This is a genomic window from Acidisphaera sp. S103 (assembly GCF_009765975.1).
Classification (GTDB): Bacteria; Pseudomonadota; Alphaproteobacteria; order Acetobacterales; family Acetobacteraceae; genus Rhodopila.
This window is the reverse complement of record NZ_LMUJ01000032.1, coordinates 21,457-41,141: the sequence shown is the minus strand read 5'-3', so window position 1 is coordinate 41,141 and position 19,685 is coordinate 21,457. Positions and strand designations below refer to the sequence as shown.

20 protein-coding genes are annotated in these 19,685 nt (G+C 64.4%); 9 read left to right on the top strand and 11 right to left on the bottom strand.

The genetic code is table 11. From position 1 onward, the window contains the following. The first annotated feature begins 45 nt into the window (after positions 1-45). From GSQ89_RS06365 to GSQ89_RS06350, 4 genes are all read left to right on the top strand, one after another. Positions 46-1,659, top strand: a complete 1,614-nt coding sequence (locus GSQ89_RS06365; protein WP_158923161.1) for a tannase/feruloyl esterase family alpha/beta hydrolase — start codon at positions 46-48, stop codon at positions 1,657-1,659. Between the two features lie 87 nt (positions 1,660-1,746). Further along, positions 1,747-2,088: a helix-turn-helix transcriptional regulator gene (locus tag GSQ89_RS06360; RefSeq protein WP_158923159.1), complete on the top strand. Its 342-nt coding sequence runs from the start codon at positions 1,747-1,749 to the stop codon at positions 2,086-2,088. Next, entirely contained in the window at positions 2,085-3,005 is a 921-nt protein-coding gene (locus tag GSQ89_RS06355; RefSeq protein ID WP_158923157.1) for an SRPBCC domain-containing protein, read from the top strand. Before GSQ89_RS06360 ends, GSQ89_RS06355 begins: the two co-directional genes overlap by 4 nt. 44 nt (positions 3,006-3,049) lie before the next feature. After that, a complete protein-coding gene (locus tag GSQ89_RS06350) occupies positions 3,050-3,631 on the top strand; it encodes an isoprenylcysteine carboxylmethyltransferase family protein (RefSeq protein ID WP_158923155.1) in 582 nt (193 codons plus the stop codon). Positions 3,632-3,641: 10 nt separating this feature from the next. On the opposite strand, the gene GSQ89_RS06345 is transcribed toward GSQ89_RS06350, so the two are convergent. The 3 genes from GSQ89_RS06345 to GSQ89_RS06335 all read right to left on the bottom strand — a co-directional run bounded on the left by GSQ89_RS06345 (position 3,642) and on the right by GSQ89_RS06335 (position 4,976). Next, positions 3,642-4,049 (bottom strand): DUF2442 domain-containing protein, encoded by a 408-nt coding sequence (locus tag GSQ89_RS06345; RefSeq protein WP_158923153.1) that lies wholly within the window; start codon positions 4,047-4,049, stop codon positions 3,642-3,644. Beyond that, positions 4,033-4,248 carry a DUF4160 domain-containing protein gene (locus GSQ89_RS06340; protein WP_256367303.1) on the bottom strand — a complete coding sequence of 72 codons (216 nt, stop codon included), beginning with the start codon at positions 4,246-4,248 and terminating at the stop codon, positions 4,033-4,035. Before GSQ89_RS06340 ends, GSQ89_RS06345 begins: the two co-directional genes overlap by 17 nt. A 71-nt stretch (positions 4,249-4,319) precedes the next feature. Next, positions 4,320-4,976, bottom strand: coding sequence for a cytochrome b/b6 domain-containing protein (locus GSQ89_RS06335; protein WP_158923149.1), 657 nt, complete (start codon positions 4,974-4,976; stop codon positions 4,320-4,322). Positions 4,977-5,080: 104 nt separating this feature from the next. Here GSQ89_RS06335 and GSQ89_RS06330 point away from each other — a divergent pair, with 104 nt between their 5' ends. From GSQ89_RS06330 to GSQ89_RS06315, 4 genes are all read left to right on the top strand, one after another. Continuing rightward, positions 5,081-5,917 carry a carbon-nitrogen hydrolase family protein gene (locus GSQ89_RS06330; protein ID WP_158923147.1) on the top strand — a complete coding sequence of 279 codons (837 nt, stop codon included), beginning with the start codon at positions 5,081-5,083 and terminating at the stop codon, positions 5,915-5,917. Further along, a complete protein-coding gene (locus GSQ89_RS06325) occupies positions 5,914-6,726 on the top strand; it encodes an NAD kinase (protein WP_158923145.1) in 813 nt (270 codons plus the stop codon). The genes GSQ89_RS06330 and GSQ89_RS06325 overlap by 4 nt, the downstream gene beginning before the upstream one ends. A 114-nt stretch (positions 6,727-6,840) precedes the next feature. Continuing rightward, positions 6,841-8,040: a M20 aminoacylase family protein gene (locus tag GSQ89_RS06320; protein WP_158923143.1), complete on the top strand. Its 1,200-nt coding sequence runs from the start codon at positions 6,841-6,843 to the stop codon at positions 8,038-8,040. A gap of 45 nt (positions 8,041-8,085) precedes the next feature. Next, positions 8,086-8,868 (top strand): dienelactone hydrolase family protein, encoded by a 783-nt coding sequence (locus GSQ89_RS06315; RefSeq protein WP_158923141.1) that lies wholly within the window; start codon positions 8,086-8,088, stop codon positions 8,866-8,868. Between the two features lie 167 nt (positions 8,869-9,035). Here GSQ89_RS06315 and GSQ89_RS06310 read toward each other — a convergent pair whose 3' ends face one another. The 4 genes from GSQ89_RS06310 to GSQ89_RS06295 all read right to left on the bottom strand — a co-directional run bounded on the left by GSQ89_RS06310 (position 9,036) and on the right by GSQ89_RS06295 (position 11,872). Next, positions 9,036-9,365 (bottom strand): hypothetical protein, encoded by a 330-nt coding sequence (locus tag GSQ89_RS06310; RefSeq protein ID WP_158923139.1) that lies wholly within the window; start codon positions 9,363-9,365, stop codon positions 9,036-9,038. A gap of 1 nt (position 9,366) precedes the next feature. Further along, entirely contained in the window at positions 9,367-9,933 is a 567-nt protein-coding gene (locus tag GSQ89_RS06305) for an isochorismatase family protein (protein WP_158923137.1), read from the bottom strand. Between the two features lie 57 nt (positions 9,934-9,990). After that, positions 9,991-10,443 carry a MarR family winged helix-turn-helix transcriptional regulator gene (locus tag GSQ89_RS06300; RefSeq protein ID WP_158923135.1) on the bottom strand — a complete coding sequence of 151 codons (453 nt, stop codon included), beginning with the start codon at positions 10,441-10,443 and terminating at the stop codon, positions 9,991-9,993. A 151-nt stretch (positions 10,444-10,594) separates the two neighbouring features. Next, on the bottom strand, positions 10,595-11,872 hold the full coding sequence (locus GSQ89_RS06295) for a Rieske 2Fe-2S domain-containing protein (protein WP_158923133.1): 1,278 nt from the start codon (positions 11,870-11,872) through the stop codon (positions 10,595-10,597). A gap of 193 nt (positions 11,873-12,065) precedes the next feature. Between GSQ89_RS06295 and GSQ89_RS06290 the strand changes: the two genes are divergently transcribed. After that, positions 12,066-13,250, top strand: coding sequence for a serine hydrolase (locus GSQ89_RS06290; protein WP_158923131.1), 1,185 nt, complete (start codon positions 12,066-12,068; stop codon positions 13,248-13,250). Between the two features lie 361 nt (positions 13,251-13,611). Here the strand turns inward: GSQ89_RS06290 and GSQ89_RS06285 are convergent, their stop codons facing one another. From GSQ89_RS06285 to nuoL, 4 genes are all read right to left on the bottom strand, one after another. Continuing rightward, positions 13,612-14,724: a hypothetical protein gene (locus GSQ89_RS06285; RefSeq protein WP_158923129.1), complete on the bottom strand. Its 1,113-nt coding sequence runs from the start codon at positions 14,722-14,724 to the stop codon at positions 13,612-13,614. A gap of 72 nt (positions 14,725-14,796) precedes the next feature. Beyond that, the gene (gene nuoN / locus GSQ89_RS06280; RefSeq protein ID WP_158923127.1) at positions 14,797-16,218 is read right to left on the bottom strand and encodes an NADH-quinone oxidoreductase subunit NuoN; all 1,422 of its coding nucleotides are present in this window, start codon (positions 16,216-16,218) and stop codon (positions 14,797-14,799) included. Next, positions 16,218-17,750 (bottom strand): NADH-quinone oxidoreductase subunit M, encoded by a 1,533-nt coding sequence (locus GSQ89_RS06275; RefSeq protein WP_158923125.1) that lies wholly within the window; start codon positions 17,748-17,750, stop codon positions 16,218-16,220. Before GSQ89_RS06275 ends, nuoN begins: the two co-directional genes overlap by 1 nt. A gap of 4 nt (positions 17,751-17,754) precedes the next feature. Beyond that, a complete protein-coding gene (gene nuoL / locus GSQ89_RS06270; RefSeq protein ID WP_158923123.1) occupies positions 17,755-19,683 on the bottom strand; it encodes an NADH-quinone oxidoreductase subunit L in 1,929 nt (642 codons plus the stop codon). Between the last annotated feature and the right edge of the window lie 2 nt (positions 19,684-19,685).

Sequence of the window (19,685 nt, the reverse complement as noted above, 5' to 3'; positions counted from 1 at the left end):
CCAGTAACGGCGAAAAACCGCCCGACCCGGAAACGCGAGCGCACCATGAAAACGACCGTGACCTTGGCCACCCTGCTGCTGGCCGGCTCTGCTTCCTGCGCCTTGGCCAAACCCGATTGCACCGTCGACGCCCTGAACGCCCTGCATGTCGCCGGCGTCCACGTGACGGAAGCCACCCCCACTACCGCGACGGCGGCGACACCTGCCCACTGCGCGGTTCAAGGCACCATCGACACCAAGGGCGACAACGCCCCGCCCGGCTCCGCTCGGTTTCTGGTGCAACTACCTGACGCCTGGCAGCAACGCTTCTTCCTGATGGGCGTCGGCGGCAACGCCGGCACGCTGACACCCTCGGTCAACGCCACGGACCGCGTATCGGCGCTGGGCAAGGGTTACGCCGTCATCGTCCAGGACTCCGGCCACGTCGGCAACGGCACCGATGCCGGCTGGCTGCGCACTCCCGACGGCAAGCCCGATCGAGCGAAGATGGTCGATTTCATGTATCGCGCGGCGCACGATGTGACGGTCACCGGCAAGCGCTTCGTCCAGGCTTACTACGCCGCCCCCGTCCAGCACGCCTATTTCGACGGTTGCTCCACCGGCGGCCGCATGGCGATGATGGAGGCCGAACGTTACCCGACCGATTTCGACGGCATCATCGCCGGCGATCCGGCGATGGACTATCACTCCACCCTGCTGCGCTTCGCCGTGGAGAAGGCCGCGCTGTCGTCACAAGCCGCCTACCTGTCGCCTGAGACACTACGGACGGTCGACAAGATCGTCACCGCCAAATGCGACGCGATCGACGGCGCCACCGACGGCCTTGTGCAGAACCCCACCGCCTGCCCGATCAAGGCCAGCGACCTGATCTGCCACGCCGGCAACACCACCGACTGCCTCAGCCCCGAGCAGGTGCAGGTCCTGCAAGACTACACCAGCGCGGTACGAGACCGGCATGGCCACGCCCTATATCCTGGCTGGGCAATCACCAACCTGTCCGGCCCCCGCGGCGCCAGCTATTGGAGCCTGGGCGAAACCGCCCCCAACCTGTCCCAGCCGGAGGCACCCTGGGGCGACGACACCAACGCCGCCCCGCGCGGCTGGACCTTCGCCCGCCAGGCACTCAGCTTCTGGATGGGTATGGGGCCGCAACAATCGATGCTGGGGCTGGATGTCGATCCCAAAACGAACACAGTGGGCGACAAGCTGGTCGCCGCGCTGGACAAGACATACGGGCCGGCTGAAACCAAAAACCCCGCGAAACTGCTGCCGTTCATCCAGCAAGGCCGCAAGCTGATCTTCTACCACGGCACCAGCGACCCCGCGATTCCCGCCGCTCGCACAATTCTATTCTATAACGATCTGGCTCAGGCGCTGCACGGCGTGGCAAAAACACAGGCCAGCGTGCGGCTGTTCCTGGTGCCCGGCATGCAGCATTGCAGCGGAGGCATCGGGCCCGATCAGTTCGACACGCTATCGGCGATCGAAGCCTGGGTGGAACATGGCAAGGCACCGGACGCCATCCCCGCCAGCACCAAGTCCGACAGCACCGCGCCACACAGCCTGCCGCTGTGCCCCTATCCCCAGCAGGCCCGCTACACTGGCACCGGCAAGCTGACCGACGCCGCCAACTGGGCTTGCGCCGCCGCCACGAAATAGCAGCTCCACAAACCACGAACTGGCTTGACGCCAAGACTGTCACCCTTCATATAGCTATTTAGTTATATAACTAAATGGCTATGACCAGTGACCCAAGACCGACTCACCACCACCTTCGCCGCCCTCGCCGACCCCACCCGCCGAGCCATCCTCGCTCGGCTGTCCTTGGGCGAGGCCTCCGTCAACCAACTGGTCGAACCCTTCAGCATCAGCCAGCCAGCGATCTCCAAGCACCTGAAAGTGCTGGAACGCGCCGGCCTGATCACCCGCGGGCGGGAAGCGCAATGGCGCCCCTGCAAGCTCGACGGGACCGCCTTGAAGGATGTCGCCGACTGGCTCGAACCCTATCGGCGCTTCTGGGAGGAAAGGCTCGATCGCCTCGATGAGCATCTGCGGATGCTGCAAGCCAACGAAAGGAAGCAACCATGACCGACACCACCGACCGCGAGATCCTCGTCACCCGCTTGTTCGACGCCCCACGGGAACTCGCCTGGCAGGCGATGACCGATCCTAAACATGTCGTGCAGTGGTGGGGGCCACGCGGCTTCACCACGACGATCCAGGAAATGGACGTCCGGCCAGGTGGCGTGTGGACACATGTCATGCATGGTCCGGATGGCGCCAACTATCCGAACCACAGTGTGTTCCAGGAGGTGATGTATCCGGAGCGGCTGGTGTTCGCGAATGGCGGCCATCGGGAGGGCGGCGGCCTGGAGGTGAATTTCATCAGCACCTGGACGTTCGAGGCGGTGGACGACAAGACGCTGGTGACCATCCACATGGTGTTTCCAACGGCAGCGCAGCGGGACATGGTCGTCAAGGAATACGGCGCCCTCGAGGGCGCGAAACAAACACTCGAACGCCTGGCCGAACACCTGCCGACAATGGGTTTCGATGAGCGGCACATCGTCATCGAACGCATCGTCGATGCACCGCCGGCGCTGGTGTTTCAGTGCTGGACCGATCCGAAGCACATGGCATGCTGGTGGGGGCCGCACAGCTTCACCAACCCAGTCTGCGAGCTTGACGTCCGGATCGGCGGCACCTGGCGCATCGTCATGCGAGGCCCCGACGGGACCGACTATCCATGCGGTGGCGTCTATCGGGAGATCGTTCCCGCCGAGCGCCTGGTGTTCACGAATATCGCAACAGATGCGGCCGGGCAGCCGATTCTGGAGGGCCTGACAACGGTCACGTTCGCCGCAATGAACGGCAAGACGAAGATGACAGTCTCCACCGGCGCGACCGCCCTGGTCTGTTACGCGCGAGCCTATCTCGAAGGGATGGAAATGGGCTGGACCCAGAGCCTGGAACGTCTCGACGCGGAAGTGGCGAGGCTGCGCTGAAACGGGGGCCTTCACGGCCCCCCGATCCCGCCTATGCTGTCCGGGTGCGAACCATCTACCACGACCTGATCCCCGGCCTGTGGCTTGTGTGGCTAATCGGCTGGGCGATCTCCGGACTTCGTACCAAGCCGGTGCTCCGCGCGGAGGGCGTCGCGTCCCGCCTGCTGCACCTGATCCCGCTTCTGTTCGGCATCGCCCTGCTCATGGTGCGCCAAGCCGGCGGTCCCTGGCTGGCGATGCGAATCTACCCACAAACGGTCTGGTCGTTCTGGATCGGCACCGCTCTGATCGCGGCCGGGCTGAGCTTCGCCGCCTGGGCCCGCATCCATCTTGCCGGCAACTGGAGCGGGACGGTCACCCTGAAGCAGGATCACAGCCTGACCCGCACCGGACCATACCGGCTGGTGCGGCACCCCATCTACACGGGACTACTGACCGCCGTCCTGGGCAGCGCCATCGCCGACGCAGAATGGCGCGGCCTGGTCGCATTCGTGCTGATCACCCTGTCGTTCGTACGCAAACTCACCATCGAGGAACGCTTCCTCACCACCCAGTTCGGCGACGCCTACACACGCTACCGCGCCGAGGTCCCGGCGCTGGTTCCGTGGACGGTCACCCGGCGATGAAGGTTGACTGTCATCCCACAACCACTTTCCTGGGCCGCCCACCTCTTGCGCCATTTGCCCGCGCCGCGGCAGCTTTCGCGGGTGATGTCGCTTGCCCCGCCAGTCGCGCCATATAGGCTTTCGTCCCAAGCAACCCCGCAAGCAGGCCCGGCACGGACAGGTCGGCATCGAGTGCTTCCCAATGCAAGCCATATCCCGATCCAAGGATCTCGACCTTCGCCAATTGATCCTCGGTCGCAGTTTCCAATCCCTGCGCCAACCGAGGCGGGAAACTGAACGTGCAGCCATTGGTCAGGTCGATAATGACGCGGCCCTGCCCACGATCATACCGCGCACCGGCCGCACGCGGCTCGACCACGGAAGCGACACGACCATGCTCCAAGGCGACATCGATCTCGGCGTCAGTCAATCCGGCCATGAATGTCCTCCCACCGCGCCAACAACATCGCTTGCTGCTCAACCACGATCCGCATCGCCTTCCGAACTTCGACACGGGTCATGCCTTCCGCCCAGATCAGTTCGGGGGCACCGTCCGCGCCGACTAGATTGATCTTGGCTTGGCCGTCACCAAAGACATGGACATGAGCAGGCACATGATCGTCCACAAAAATGATCACACGCAGACCATAGGCTCGGAATACGGTGACCACCTGTTCAAATAACCCGTCGTGATGGGTTTTTCAACACCTTACGACTTCACCACCCACACCACCGCCCCAAACGCCGCCGCCAACACCACCAGCGCCCAAACCGGGTTCACCACCCGAGGCGCCGCCACATCCGCCGGCAGCAGCTTCGTCCCCGTCACCATCGGCCGCACCAGATTGTGCCGCTTCAACACCGCATAGGCCACGATCGCCAGCACGTGCAGAACGATCACCGCCTCGATCGCCGTGAAGTTCAGGCCGTGGATATGGGTCAGCCAGTCGCTCCGGTCCTTGCCAACCAGGTGCATCAGCGGCCCCTCGGTGTCGCCGCCATCGTCGAGATCGTTGGCACACAAGCCCGTCCCCACCTGGATGCCGATCAGCGCCAGCATCACCAGCACCATCCACCCGCCGGCGGCATTGTGCCCGATCTCCCGGTCCGGCTCCCGCCGTCCCAGATGCGCCAGGTGCCGCAGCGCTGCCAACGGACTCCGCAGAAACCAGGAAAACCGGGCAGTATCGCTGCCGATGAAGCCCCAAACGACGCGGAACAGCAGCAGCGTCAGGATCCACTCGCCGATCCACACATGCAGGGTCATCCGGTTAAGATACTGCGTCACCCACGCCGCCAGGATCAGCGCCACCAGCAGCCAATGGAACAGCCTGACCGGCAAATCCCACACCTTTATCCGCCGCATCCGCTCATCCTTCCATGACGCGCCGCACCATACCCCTACGACGCCCAGTTGCGTCCAGCCGGCGGATACGCTTCTCTCCCCCCATTCCAAACCGGAGCCAGACAATGCGCGTCAGCGTGATGCAGATGAATCCCGGCGCGAACAAGACGGAAAACATCGCCCAGGCCCGCCGCCTGATCGAACAGGCGGTGGAGCAGGACCGCCCCAACATCGTCAGCCTGCCGGAAGTCTGGGACTCCCTCGGCGGCGACCGCGCCACCCGCACCGCCAACGCCGAGATCCTGCCCGCCAAGGGGTCCAACGAACCCGGCGGCGAGGCCTACGAGTTCCTCCGCGAGACCGCCCGACAGGCGAAAGTCCACGTCCACGGCGGCTCCATCATCGAACAGGGGCCGGAGAAGCTGTTCAACACCACCGTGGTGTTCAACCCCGATGGCACCGAACTGGCGCGCTACCGCAAGATGCACCTGTTCGACATCGTCGCCCCCGACGGCACCGGCTACCGCGAAAGCAACAGCTACGGCGCCGGGGACGAAGTCGTCACCTATGAAGCCGACGGCGTCAAAGTCGGCTGCGCCATCTGCTACGACATCCGCTTCCCCGACCTGTTCTGGAAGCTGCGCGAACAGGGCGCCGAACTGATCTTCCTGCCAAGCGCCTTCACCCTCGCCACCGGCAAGGACCATTGGGAAGCACTGATCCGCGGCAGAGCGATCGAAACCCAGTGCTGGTTCGCCGCCCCCGCCACCTGGGGCAAACACCTGGAGGGCAAGGGCGAACCCCGCTTCACCTACGGCCACTCCATGGTGGTCAACCCCTGGGGCCATCTCGTCGCCCAGGTTTCGGACGGCATCGGCTGGACCACCGCCCGCATCGACCAGGATCTGACCGCCAAGGTGCGTCGCGACATGCCCGTCCTGGAACACAGGAAGCGCGTTTGAGCGACCTGGTCTCCGGCCCCCCGGTCAGCGAGAATCGGGGGTTCCTGGCCGGCCAGATCGCCTTCGTCGCCGGCCCCACCCCAATCGCCTGTGATGCTCGCAAGGCCCTGGTCGCCCGGTATGGCGAATGCCCCCTGCCCCAAGCCGCTGTTGTGATCGCCCTGGGCGGCGACGGGTTCATGCTGGAAACGATCCATCAGGTCCTGACCCTCAATGTGCCCGTCTATGGCATGAACCGCGGATCGGTCGGCTTCCTGATGAACACCTACAGCGAGGACGACCTGCCCGCCCGTGTGTCCCGCGCCCAGGCGGCGGAACTGCATCCGCTGCGCATGCACGCGATCACCGCGACCGGTTCGGTGGAAGAAGCACTGGCGTTCAACGAGGTCAGCCTGCTGCGCCAGCTTCGCCAGGCCTCGAAAATCCGCATCTCGGTGGATGGCCGAGTCCGGCTGGAGGAACTGTCCTGCGACGGCGTGCTGATCTCCACCCCCGCTGGCTCCAGCGCCTATAACCTGTCGGCGCACGGTCCGATCGTGCCGCTGTCCGCCAATCTGCTGCCGCTGACCCCGATCAGTGCGTTCCGCCCCCGGCGCTGGCGCGGCGCCCTGCTGCCCAGCAGCGCCGATGTGTTGTTCGAGGTGCTGGAGACCGACAAGCGCCCCACCGCCGCCGTGGCCGACTTCACCGAGGTGCGCGACGTGGTCTCCGTCGCCGTCAGCGAGGACCGCACCGTCGCCGTCACCGTCCTGTTCGACCCCGATCAGGGCCTGTCGGAACGGATCATCGCCGAACAGTTCACCGTGTAACCCAATACCGCTACCACAAACACCACTATACCGTGTAAAATTGCGTAAACCACACGGATCACGCTCGACTGACACCGGCCGTGCAAGCAAGCAAAATCATCAACGGGAGTTTTCATGGCCACCGACGATCTGCTCACCGCATTGAAGGTGTATGAACCGGAACTGATCGCGATCCGGCAGGACATCCACCGCCACCCCGAGGTCGGGTTCGAAGAAACCCGCACCGCCGCCCTGGTCGCCGACCGGCTGCGCGCCTGGGGCCTCGACGTCACCGAGGGCATCGCCAGGACCGGCGTGGTCGCCACCCTGAAGGGACGCCAGCCCGGCCAGCGCGCCGTTGGCCTGCGTGCCGACCTCGACGCGCTGCACATCCAGGAGGTACCGGACCGCCCCCACGGCTCGACCGTGCCGGGTAAGATGCATGCCTGCGGCCATGATGGCCACACCGCCATGCTGCTGGGTGCCGCGCGCTACCTGGCGGAGCATCCGGACGAGTTCGGCGGCACCGCCACCTTCATCTTCCAGCCGGCCGAGGAAGGTCTCGGCGGCGGCCGCGAGATGGTGGAGCAAGGCCTGTTCGACCGCTTCCCCGTCGATGCCGTGTACGGCATGCACAATATGCCCGGTATTCCAGCGGGGACGTTCCGTACCCGCACCGGCGCGTTCCTCGCCGCCAGTGACACCTGGACCGTGGTATTCAGCGGCACCGGCGGTCACGGCGGCGCCGGCGCGCACTTGTCGACAGATGCCACCCTGCCGACAGCGCAGTTCATCATGGCGCTGCAAACCATCGTCAGCCGCAACGTCGCCGCCACCGAAACCGCGGTGATCAGCGTCGGCTCCATCAACGGCGGCGACGCCGGATCGCCCAACATCATCCCATCCCGCGTCACCATCACCGGCACCGCCCGCTCGTACAGCCCCAAAGTGCGCGACCTGATGGAAAAGCGCCTGGGCGAACTCGCACAGACCCAGGCCGCCGCATTCGGCTGTTCGGCCGAGGTCATCTACCTGCGCCGCTACCCGCCGCTGATCACCCACGCCGAACCGACTTCGGTTTCGATCGCCGCCGCCACCGCCCTGGTCGGCGCCGAGAACGTCGAAACCGACTGCCCGCCCATCACCGGGTCGGAGGATTTCTCTTTCATGCTGCAAACCCGCCCCGGCGGCTTCATCATGATCGGCAACGGCACCGGCAAGGACGGATCGGTGCACCACGTCCACACCCCCGGCTACGACTTCAACGACGACATCCTGACCTTGGGCGCGGCATACTGGGTGCAACTCGTGCGCTCTGAATTGGGAGCGGTGTAACAGGCGTCGAAAACGGGGAAAACGATGCGGCGATGGGCGTGGCTCGTGCTGGCTTCCCTCCTGGCCGGCTGCGCCAGCATGGGGGGATCATCCCTATCGATCCCACCCATCAATGTCGCCGGCGCCCGCAAACCGTCCAACCCGCTCACCGCGACGATTGCGTTGCCGCCCGGCACCGGTCCCTTCCCCGTCGTCATCGTCCTGCACGGCTGCGGCGGCCTGTCGTCGGCCCGCATGAATGAGTGGGCCACCCGCCTGAACAACTGGGGTTACGCCGCGGTGCTGCTGGACAGTTTCGGTCCACGCGGCGTCACCACCGTGTGCGCGCCCAGCGCCCAACATTTCGTCACCCCGGCCGACCGAGCCGGCGACGTCCTGAGCACCGCCGTCTATCTGCGCTCGCTGCCCCAGATCGATGGCAGCCGTATCGGCGTCCTCGGCCTGTCGCATGGTGGCGCAACCGCGGCCTGGGTCACCCAGCGCCGCTACACAGACCGCTTCCCCGGCCTGCTGCGCGCATCCGTGGACTACTACGGCCCCTGCCGGTCACCCGAAACCTACGGCGACGTCCCGCTGCTGGCCCTCGCCGGCGATCCGGACGACTGGGGCAATTCGGCCCTGACCTGCCACGCCTTCGCCGCCAAACTGCGCCCCGGCCAACCGTTCGAGGTCCACACCTACCCCGACACCTACCACGCCTTCGATGCCGAACGATCCACCGCCAAGAAGGTCGAGGGCCATATCCTGGCCTACAATCACGACTCGGCCGAGGACAGTTTCATTCGAACCCGAACCTTCCTCGACCGCACCATGGCGCCACGGCAATAGGCTCCGATGGGAACCGACCGGACCTGGGTTGATCGCCAATCTCCAGCAACTGTGCATATCCGATAGCTGGCGTCCGCAAACACAATCTGAAGCACGGAAGGCACCGCCGACCCAGACCCAATAGTTGACCCCTCGCAGAGACCGGAAGGCGCCCGAAGCGGAAGCCTTCATGGATGCTCCGGCTGATTGCCGCCGTGAAAGCGGCCAAAGTGCCGCGCGGAAAACAGCGCGATCAGGAGAGCGCCAGCGCCGAACGCGGCGACGTCAGCCGTATCCTTCAGGCTGAAATCACCGACGCGGCAGATGAGCACGTAGCCGATGACGATGTTGAACAAGCCCCAAAGCACGTTGACGGTCGATGAGGAGAGCCCTTCCCCCGGCGGTTTGGCGAAGGGACTCTGAAACGGCCTGCCCATCATGCCGCTGACGAAATGGGGGATCGCGTTCGCAAGGAAGACGCCGCCAAGGAAATAGGACAGGAACGAAAGCCAGGGCATCTCAGGCGCTCCTCGTTGACAGGAGATCGATGATCTCTTGGCTGGTGCCGGTCTGACCAAGCCGCGGAAAGACGTTCCTGACGCTGTAGTCATTGGCCTCGGGACGCGCGTCGGTCATCGCATCGATGGCGAGGGTGACGTTGAATCCTTGCTCATAGGCTTGGCGCGCCGTCGCCTCGACGCCGGTTCCGGTGGCTACGCCCGCGATCACCACCTGGGTGACGCCGCGCGCTTTCAGTTGGGCTTCGAGATCGGTGCTGGCAAACGCCCCCCATGTCCGTTTCGTCACGACAATATCGCTTGGCTGCTGATCGAGTTCGGGCAGGAAGTCGGTCCACCCGTCGGTAAACGAGCCGCCGCCACGCGATCCCTGTTCCGTCCGGCCCGGCGCCCGTCCGGCTACATTCACGAGCACGACCGGAAGGCCGCGCCCACGAAAGGCGTCGAGCAAGACACGCGTCTGACCCACCACTTCGCCGATCGTATGGATGAACGGGGAACCGGCGATCCCTTTCTGCAGGTCGATGACGATGAGTGCGGTGTTCGGATCGAGGGTAGTCAACGCCATGGAAGCTCCTCTGGAATTCAAGCGGATGCGATCGGGCCTGGGGCCGTCCAGCCGCGATCAATCGTCAACAAGCCGCTTGAGCAGCTCGACGGCCCTTGCAAGTTCGTCCTGTTCCTGCGGCGAGAATCGCGTCTGAAACGTCCGGGTCAGCCAGTCCTGGCGCGCCGCGCGTCCCTCCTCGGCCCATTTGCGGCAGGCGTCGGTGAGCGAGAGAAGGGTCCGCCGCCCGTCCGCCGGGTCCGGCGCGCCGTTCACCAGGCCCGCGCCTTCCAGTGCGGCGATGAGCGGGGCCATCGATTGCGGACGCATCCCCTCGGCTCGGGCCAAGCTCGACGCCGTTGCAGGGCCGTCCTTCTCCAGACGCAGCAGCACCGCCACCTGAGAGGGTGTGAGGTCCCCGACATGCGCCTGTTCACGCAGCCGGCGCTTCAGCTTGCCCAGCAAGGCGCGGAGGTCCTGCGCCAACGCTGAGGCCCGCATGACTTCCTGATCGTCCCGTGCATTGGCCATGCCCGATCAGCTATCATATGAACAGGTAAACTGTAAAGTCTATCTGTTCAGGTAAACTGGCCAATCGGAGAGAGGTCAGGCGTGTTGGTCGAGGCCGCACCGGCATGAGGCTCGCCACCGTAAAGCCAGCGCGCCTGACGGCAGCGCGGCGTTATACCGTCTGCAGGATCACCTCCGCCCGCATCTCCGGCGTCACCTCCCGCCGCCAGTCCGCACCGCTCGGCAGCACAGCCTCATGCGCGCGCAAGGCATAGTAGCTCGTGCCTGTCCCGTCGGGGGTTCCACCGGCCTCCACCGTCTTCACCGCCTGACGCAACAGCTTGCGCGCCTGGATGATCGCCTTGTCCGCCGGCCCCAGATGCTCTTTGGAGCGATCCACGATCCGCCCCATGCTCTCCTGGATCGCCCGGTCCTGCACGTTGATCCCGTCGATACCGGTATAGCTCTCCGAACGCTGCACGTTTCGATCAAGCATGTAATTATTGGCGCGATTGGCGTGCGACCGGAACGTCGCGGGATCGACATGCACCGGCCCGTTCCCCAGCCCCCGCTCCTGCCGGTCCAGGTCGGTCAGCGCCTCACCGGGACTGTACGCCCAGTTGTACACCATCGTCGTTTCGTCATCGATCGGTACCCAGGAGTGCCCGGCGACCAACGGTACACCACTCTCGGCCCGGGACGGCCGGATCTGATGGAACGGCAGCACGAAATGATAGGTCCGAATGTGCATTTCCGCATCGCCCAGCGGCCGCAAACCAGCATACTGATAGCCGTAATCCGTGATATCGACGACGAGTTTGGGCGCCTTGCCACGCACGAACGGATTGGACGGCTTGAACCCGCCGCGAGTCGAACTCTCACTCAACAGCCGGTGCATGATCGGTGCGTGGGACGTGTCGATGCCGCCCTCCAGCCCCTGCAGCCAGTTGCACTCCTGGATCACTTTCGTTACGTGCAGATGGGTTTCCGGCGCCGCGGTCCAGGCGAATTTCGGCACCGGGGGCATGTGCTCGACCGGCCCCAGATAGGCCCATACGACACCGCCCAGCTCACAGGTGGGATACGCCGTCAGTTGCACCTTATGCTTGAAGTCGTTCTCCTCCGGCTCGTTCATCATGTCGACGCACGCGCCGCTGACATCGAACTTCCAGCCGTGATACACACACCGCAGCCCACACTCCTCATTACGTCCAAAAAACAGTGACGCTCGGCGATGCGGACAGTATTCGTCCACCAGCCCGACCCGCCCGACACTGTCGCGGAACGCCAGCAGATCCTCCCCCAGCAACCGCACCCGCACCGGCTCACCATCCGGTTCGGCGATCTCGCGCGCCAGCAATGCCGGAATCCAATAGCGCCGCATGGCATTTCCCATCGGCGTCCCGGACGCCACCCGGGTAATCAGTTCGTTCTCGTCACGTGAAAGCATGGCCGAGTCCCTCCTGCCTGTTTGCTGCATTGGCGAAACGGGCACGGCTTCGCGTACCCGAAGCACGGTCATGCTAATCCCATCGCAACGCATAAGAAAAGTGAAGCCGTCGGCACCGCCGATCCGGACCGCCTTGATCCCGCCGCCCGCCGGGCCATACTGCGCCACCCAGACCGCCGGAAGGACCACGCCGATGACCGCCCCCTTGCCAACCGCCAAGCCCGAGGAAGTCGGCCTCAGCCAGGCCGCCCTCGACCGGCTGTCCGCGGCGCTGAATGAACGCATCGCCAGCGGCCACATCCCCGGCGCCGTCGCGCTGGTCGCCCGCCACGGCAAGGTCGCCTACCACCAAAGTTTCGGCCGCCAGGATCCGGCTTCCGACAAGCCCATGGGCACGGATGCGATCTTCCGCATCTATTCCATGACCAAGGCACTCGTGTCCGTCGGCGTGATGATGCTGTGGGAAGAAGGCCGCCTGCTCCTCGGCGACCCGATCAGCAAATACATCCCCGCCTTCGCCAGCACCCAGGTCGGAGTCATCTCAGGCGACGGCTACACCACCACGGCGCCGAAAAGCCCCATCACCGTCCAGGACCTGCTGCGCCACACCTCCGGCCTGACCTACGAATTTCGCGGCAACACGCCAATTCACAAAGCCTATGCGCAATCCCGCATCGCCCGGCTGAAACAGTCCAACGCCGACCAGGCCGAGGGCCTTGCCGCCCTGCCGCTGCTGCACCAGCCGGGCACGAGGTGGGAATACAGCCGCTCCACCGATGTGCTGGGCCGTCTGGTGGAGGTCATCTCCGGCCAGACCCTCGGAACCTTCCTCTCCGAACGTGTCCTGACGCCCCTCGGCATGACCGACAGCGGCTTCTCGGTCCCCGCCGCCGATCAGTCCCGCATCGCCGAACCCTTCGCCAAGGACCCCGAGAACAGCACCGATGTCGCCCTGCTGGATGTCCGGCGGCCGGCGCTGTTCGAATCCGGCGGCGGCGGCATGGTGGCCAGCACGATGGATTATGCCCGCTTCCTCGGCATGCTCCTCGGCAACGGCCGTCTCGCCGCCACTCGCCTGCTCGGTCGCAAGACCATCGAGTTGATGACGTCCGACCATCTGGGGACCATCACTGGACCGGCTGACCTGCTGCCGCCCGGCCACCGCTTCGGCCTGGGCTTCGCGGTGCGGACCCAGCCGGGCATGGCGCCGTTCCCCGGATCGGTCGGCAACTACTATTGGGGCGGCGCCGCCGGCACCACGTTCTGGGTCGATCCCACGGAACGGCTGTACGCCGTGCTGATGATCCAGGCCCCGATCCAGCGGGAACACTACCGGGTACTGTTCCGCGACATGGTCTACGCCGCGATCACCGACTGACCACCCACGGCCGCGATGCGGCGGCACCCCGACAGTGTCGTTTCAATTGATAAGAACACTGGCAGGCTGATAGCCCGGCCAGTGCGTCACGCCCAATCTATGCTTCAGAAGAACAATCAAGCACCCACAGGGTCACACCAAGCGTACACCCAGAAAACCAGGATCACCCGCGCACACCGATCAGCCTCGAAAGAAAACATCAACGGCGCGCAGCGCCATATTCCTTCCTCTGTGAAACTCTGTGCAAACTCGGTGCAACTCTGTGTGCGCTTGATGACTTTGTCGCCACCAATACGACGTAGCAGGTATCACCCGAAACGACAGCGACAAACGGCCGGGAAACGATCACCCCTCTTCCCGCCTAAGCACACACCAGCGCAATCCGGTGGAACGACACCCCCAGCCGCCTGTCATCCTTGTCCCCCGCCACCAGCATCGGGCTGGCCGCATTGGGATGATCCAGCATGATCTCGATCTGCTTGCGCCCCGTCACCAGACGACCCGGCACCACACACCCCACCTCGCCGCGCGGCAACGCGACGAAGCTATGCACCAGCGTCCCGCCGATCAGCACATCCAACCGCTGTCGCGGCAGCAAGGGCGGCTTGATGTAGGGCGCGACATCCATCTCCAGCCAGTATTCGTCTGCCTCGCCGGGAACATCGACAATCAGCACGCTACGCTCGCCAACCGTCCACTGGTACCCGGCTTCCGGCCCCGACCAGCCCACCCCAAGGTTCGGCCCAGCGTTTCCCTCGATCCCGAAGGCCAGTTCCGTCCGAGCCGGCGGTTCGGCCGCCCCACTCACCAAACGCCCGCCACTCGCCCGCAGCCAAATCGCATGGGCGCGGCGCAGCATCCGCATCCAGGACCCGAAATCCAGGTCCGGCACCGAGTCGCGTTCGGCAAGGCGCCGCACATAACCCACCATCATCCGCTCGTCCGCCACCACCACCGATCCCGGCGGATGACCTGGACAGGCCTCCCGCACCCATAACAGGACGTTCGGGCCATAGGCCGCCAGCGCGACCCGCAGATCGATCAGATCGCCGGCCAGCAACGGCTCGTTCTGACGGAACACCAGGATCTTGGCGGGAGTCTCCAGGTCGGCGATCAACTTCCCGGCGAGAAAACCGATCGTGCGGACTTGCTGCTGATGCAGCACTTCCGGCGCGATTTCGCCGGCTTTCACCTGCGCATGGAAGGTGAAATCGTATTTGGTCAGCTTGACCATATACTCGTCGTGCTCGACGTTGATCCGGATATGGCTTGGATCGGCGATATTCGCGAACCTGGCGTTCAGGCCCCTGACCAGATTGCGCAGCGGAACGCCGGCAAAGCGCAGCAGGCCCAGCGGCTCCGCCCCCGCCCGCCGTTGCACCAGCCCGAGTTCGCAGTTGTCGCCAATGCTTTCGAACCGCAGCACCAGTTCGCCATCGGACAGGGCGGAAGCGGTGTTCGGATCAGCGTCCATTCAGCGGACTTCGCTCCAAGTGGATGGTGCGGTCATACCGTTCGGATACGCCGCCACCCAATAACGATGACGCTAGCGGAACAGCACGCCCGCCGCCGCCTGGGCCGCGGCGACAATCGGGGCGGGGAACAGAAAGAAGAACCCGGTGAACAGCCCTGTTGCCGCCACCACGAACGACAGCGACGCCGGCTTGGCATCGAAGGGTTCGGTCGCCGCATCGAAGTACATGACCTTGATGACGCGGATATAATAGAACGCACCCACCACGCTGGTCAGCACGCCGATTATCGCCAGCGTCCACAAACCGCCCTGCACGGCCGCCAGGAAGATGTACAGCTTGCCGAAGAATCCGGACATCGGCGGAATACCGGCCAAGCTGAACAGGAACAGCGCCCACACCAATGCCAGCGCCGGATCGTTCGTCGCCAAGCCGGCCAGGTCGGAAATCTGCTCCACCGCCTTGCCCTTACGCCGCATCGCCAGGATGCAGCCGAAAGTGCCCGCCGTCATGAACACGTAGATCACCATGTAGACCAGCGTGCCGCGTATCCCGCTGGCGGTGCCCACGGCCAGGCCGATCAGCGCGTAGCCCATATGCCCGATCGACGAATACGCCATCAGCCGCTTGATGTTGGTCTGCCCGATCGCCGCGAACGCACCCAGCACCATCGACGCAATTGACACGATCACCACCAGGATCTGCCACGCCCCCACAAGGGACGCGAACGACGTGCCCATCACCCGCAGCAGCAGTGCCATTGCCGCCACCTTCGGCCCGGTTGCGAAGAACACCGTCACCGGTGTCGGTGCGCCCTCATACACATCCGGCGTCCACATATGGAACGGCACGGCGGAAACCTTGAACGCCAGTCCGACCAGAACGAACACGATGCCCACAACCAGGCCCGGCGAAGCGCTTTCCGGCTTCAGCAACAATTCATGCAGCGACCCGAGGTCCATGGTGCCGGAGAATCCGTACACCAGCGAAATGCCATACAGCAGCAGGCCGGACGCCAGGCCGCTCAGCACGAAATACTTCAGCCCCGCTTCCGACGACCGCAGATCATCCCGAGCGAACGCCGCCAGCACGTAAAGCGCCAGCGACATCAGCTCCAACCCCAGATACAGCGTCATCAGGTTGGACGCGCCGGCCATGATCATCATGCCGACGGTGGAGAACAGCATCAGCACCGGGAATTCGAACCGGGCGATCCCTTGGGAACGGTTCCAATCCAATGCCAGGATCAACGACAGAGTCGCGCCGGAGATGATGAGGATCTGGTTGAAGGCGCTGAAAGGATCGGCCACGAACTGGCCATGGAAACCGAAGCCGTTGGCCCGCGTCAGCACCAGCAGCCCGGAGATCAGGAAGCCGCCGATCACGAACATCGAGCACAGCAGGGTGCTGTCCTGCTTGCGCAGCACGCCGAAAATCAAGGTCGCCATGCCGACGCAGGCCAGGACGATCTCGGGAAGGGCGAGGGTCCAGTTCATCAGTGCATGATCCCGGCGAGCTTGGTTGTGGCCGCAAGTGCGGCGGTATGTTGCTGCACCATCGCCCCCACGCTGGCATCGAAGAAGCTGGTGAAGCTGGACGGGTAGATCCCCATCCACAGGGTCAGCACGACCAGCGGCGCGAACACCGCCCATTCACGCGGGCTCAGGTCCAGAATGTGCCGCAGATCGTCCTTGGTAATCCGGCCGAAGATAACCCGGCGATACATGTACAGCATATAGGCTGCCCCCAGGATCATCCCCATGCCGCCCAGCAGCGCCAGCCAGAAATTCACCTGCAAAGAGCCGATGATGACCAGGAACTCACCCACGAACCCAGCGGTGCCGGGCAGCCCGATCGAGGCCATCATGAACAGCATGAACACCAGCGAGTAGCCAGGCATCCGGTCGGCCAGACCCCCGTAACGCGCGATCTCCCGCGTATGGATCCGGTCGTAAACCACCCCGACGACAAGGAACAAAGCAGCCGACACCACCCCGTGCGACAGCATCTGGAACAGCGCGCCGGAAATCCCCTGCACGTTGAAGGTGAAAATGCCGATCGTCACGACGCCCATATGGGCGACCGAGGAATAGGCGATCAGCTTCTTCATATCCTCCTGCGCCAGCGCGACCAGTGACGTGTAGATCACCGCCACCACCGACAGGGTGAACATGAAGGGCGCGAAATGCGCCGCCGCCTGCGGCAGCATCGGCACCGAGAACCGCAGGAACCCGTACGCGCCCATTTTCAACAGCACGCCCGCCAGGATGACGGACCCCGCGGTCGGTGCCTCCACATGCGCGTCCGGCAGCCAGGTATGCACCGGCCACATCGGAACCTTCACCGCGAAGGAGGCGAAAAACGCCAGGAACAGCCAGTTCTGCATCCCCGCCGGAAACATCGTGTGCATCAGCACGGGGATATCGGTGGTGCCGGCATGCACCCACATGGCGATCAGCGCCAGCAGCATCAGCACCGACCCGGTCAGCGTGTAGAGGAAGAATTTTACCGCCGCATAGACCCGGCGCGGCCCGCCCCAGACGCCGATGATCAGGTACATCGGGATCAGCACGCCCTCGAAGAACATGTAGAACACGACGAAATCCGTCGCGCAGAACATGCCCACCATCATGGTTTCCAGGATCAGGAAGCTGATCATGAATTCCCGGACGCGGGTGTGGATCGCTTCCCAGCTCGCCAGGATGCAGATCGGCGTCAGCACCGTGGACAGCAGAACGAACAGCACGGAAATGCCGTCCACGCCCATGCTGTAGCCAACCTTGTATTCCGGCAGCCAGGTGACGTGTTCGTTGAACTGGAACCCGCCGTCCGACGGGTCGAACTTCACCCACAGGACCAGCGACAGCACCAGCACCAGCAGGCTGGTCCACAGCGCCGTCCACCGAGCATTGGACGCGACAGTCTGTTCGTCGCCGCGCACCATCATGATCACCAGGCAGCCGACCAGCGGCAGCCATGTGATCAGCGACAGGATCGGGAAACCGGCGGCGTTGGCTACAGCGTTCATTCTATCACCGGCTCAGCATGAAGATGCCGATCAGCACGACGACGCCGATCAGCATGGCAAAGGCATAGACCGCCAGGGAGCCGGTCTGGATTTTGACGACCTCGCGCGACCCGTCGCTGGTCAGCTCCGCCAGCCCGTTCGGCACCCCGTCGATGATGGTGACGTCGCCGACCTGCCAGAACAGGCGTGCCAGGCGGATTGCCGGCTGCACGAAGATCACGTTGTACAGCTCGTCGAAATACCACTTGTTCAGCACGAACCGGTAGATCGGCCCGAACTGCTGCGCCAGGCGCATCGGCAGCAGCGGATTGGCGATATACATCACATACGCCACCCCAATCCCCAGCAGGCCGACGACCAAGGGGGCGAGTTCAACCCAACCCGGAACATCCTCGAGATGTTCAATCACCTGGTTATGCGGCCCGTTGAAGATCGCGCCGTTCCAGAAATGCGGCCAATCCGAACCGATGAACCAGCCATGCAGCGCCCAGCCCGCAAACACCGCGCCCGTGGCCAGCACGACCAGCGGCCCGAGCATCACCCACGGGCTTTCATGGGCGTGCTCCAGCACGTGGTGGTCGGCCCGCGACGTGCCGTGGAAGGTCATGAACAGCAGCCGCCAGGAGTAGAATGCCGTCAGGAACGCGGCCAGCACCGTGCAGATGAAGGCATACATGCCGATGCCCGTCCCCGCCGCATAGGTGGCGGAGATGATCGCGTCCTTGGAGTAGTACCCGGCGAACCATGGAATACCGGCCAGCGCCAGATTGCCGATCCACATCACGATGCAGGTGATCGGGATAATCTTCGCCAGCCCGCCCATCTTGCGCATGTCCTGCTCATCCGACATCGCATGGATCACCGACCCGGCCGACAGGAACAGCAGCGCCTTGAAGAAGGCGTGCGTGATCAGATGGAACACCGACGCCTGATAGGCGCCGACGCCTGCCGCAGCGAACATGTAGCCAAGCTGCGAACACGTTGAATACGCGATCACCCGCTTGATATCTGTCTGGCAGCACCCGACCGTCGCCGCGAACAACGCCGTCGAGGCGCCAACGAACGTCACAAACCCCAGCGCATACGGCGCGTATTCCATCAGCGGCGACATCCGCGCCATCAGGAACACGCCCGCCGTCACCATCGTCGCCGCATGGATCAGTGCGGAGACCGGCGTCGGCCCCTCCATCGCGTCCGGCAGCCACACATGGAACCCAAGCTGCGCCGACTTGCCCATGGCGCCGATGAACAGCAGGAAGCCGATCACCTCGATGGCAGAGAATGTCGAGCCGAACAGCGAATAGGTGTCCGCACCGTGCTGCGCCACCGCCGGGAAGATGGTGGAGAACTCGACCGAACCGAACTTGAAGAAGATCAGCGCGAGGCCAACCGCGAACGGCAGGTCGGCGACGCGGTTGACCACGAACGCCTTGATCGCCGCCGCGTTGGCGGACGGCCGGTCATACCAGTAGCCGATCAGCAAATAGGAGCACAGGCCGACGCCTTCCCAGCCGAAGAACAACTGCGTCAGGTTGTCGGCAGTAACCAACATCAGCATGGCGAAGGTGAACAGCGACAGGTACGCGAAGAACCGGTACCGCGGCCGAGCCTCGTGCCCCATGTAGCCGATGGAGTAGACATGGATCAGCATCGACACAAACGAGACCATGGCCACCATGACGGCCGACAGCGTGTCGTAGCGCAGTGCCCAGTCGACGTGGAACCGGCCGGACTCGATCCAACTGCCCAGGTCCAGCACCGCGGGATCGGCGCCGCCTGTGAGCTGGAAGAACGCCACCGGCCCGCAGATGGCGGCGATCACCATGCCCAGGACGGACGCGCCCATGGCGCCCTTGTCGCCGATCGCCTTGCCCAGCAGGCCGGACACCAGGGCGCCCGCCAATGGCGCGAAAACGGCAATTCCGAACAGCATGT

Excerpts from the sequence above, each read along its gene's own strand:
- GSQ89_RS06305 (WP_158923137.1), bottom strand. The coding sequence starts at position 9,933 with ATGGCGTTGACTACCCTCGATCCGAACACCGCACTCATCGTCATCGAC.
- GSQ89_RS06335 (WP_158923149.1), bottom strand. The coding sequence starts at position 4,976 with ATGCGGCGGATAAAGGTGTGGGATTTGCCGGTCAGGCTGTTCCATTGG.
- GSQ89_RS06320 (WP_158923143.1), top strand. The coding sequence starts at position 6,841 with ATGGCCACCGACGATCTGCTCACCGCATTGAAGGTGTATGAACCGGAA.
- GSQ89_RS06310 (WP_158923139.1), bottom strand. The coding sequence starts at position 9,365 with ATGCCCTGGCTTTCGTTCCTGTCCTATTTCCTTGGCGGCGTCTTCCTT.
- GSQ89_RS06275 (WP_158923125.1), bottom strand. The coding sequence starts at position 17,750 with ATGAACGCTGTAGCCAACGCCGCCGGTTTCCCGATCCTGTCGCTGATC.
- nuoL (WP_158923123.1), bottom strand. The coding sequence starts at position 19,683 with ATGCTGTTCGGAATTGCCGTTTTCGCGCCATTGGCGGGCGCCCTGGTG.
- nuoN (WP_158923127.1), bottom strand. The coding sequence starts at position 16,218 with ATGAACTGGACCCTCGCCCTTCCCGAGATCGTCCTGGCCTGCGTCGGC.
- GSQ89_RS06330 (WP_158923147.1), top strand. The coding sequence starts at position 5,081 with ATGCGCGTCAGCGTGATGCAGATGAATCCCGGCGCGAACAAGACGGAA.
- GSQ89_RS06345 (WP_158923153.1), bottom strand. The coding sequence starts at position 4,049 with ATGGCCGGATTGACTGACGCCGAGATCGATGTCGCCTTGGAGCATGGT.
- GSQ89_RS06365 (WP_158923161.1), top strand. The coding sequence starts at position 46 with ATGAAAACGACCGTGACCTTGGCCACCCTGCTGCTGGCCGGCTCTGCT.
- GSQ89_RS06300 (WP_158923135.1), bottom strand. The coding sequence starts at position 10,443 with ATGGCCAATGCACGGGACGATCAGGAAGTCATGCGGGCCTCAGCGTTG.
- GSQ89_RS06285 (WP_158923129.1), bottom strand. The coding sequence starts at position 14,724 with ATGGACGCTGATCCGAACACCGCTTCCGCCCTGTCCGATGGCGAACTG.
- GSQ89_RS06290 (WP_158923131.1), top strand. The coding sequence starts at position 12,066 with ATGACCGCCCCCTTGCCAACCGCCAAGCCCGAGGAAGTCGGCCTCAGC.
- GSQ89_RS06295 (WP_158923133.1), bottom strand. The coding sequence starts at position 11,872 with ATGCTTTCACGTGACGAGAACGAACTGATTACCCGGGTGGCGTCCGGG.
- GSQ89_RS06355 (WP_158923157.1), top strand. The coding sequence starts at position 2,085 with ATGACCGACACCACCGACCGCGAGATCCTCGTCACCCGCTTGTTCGAC.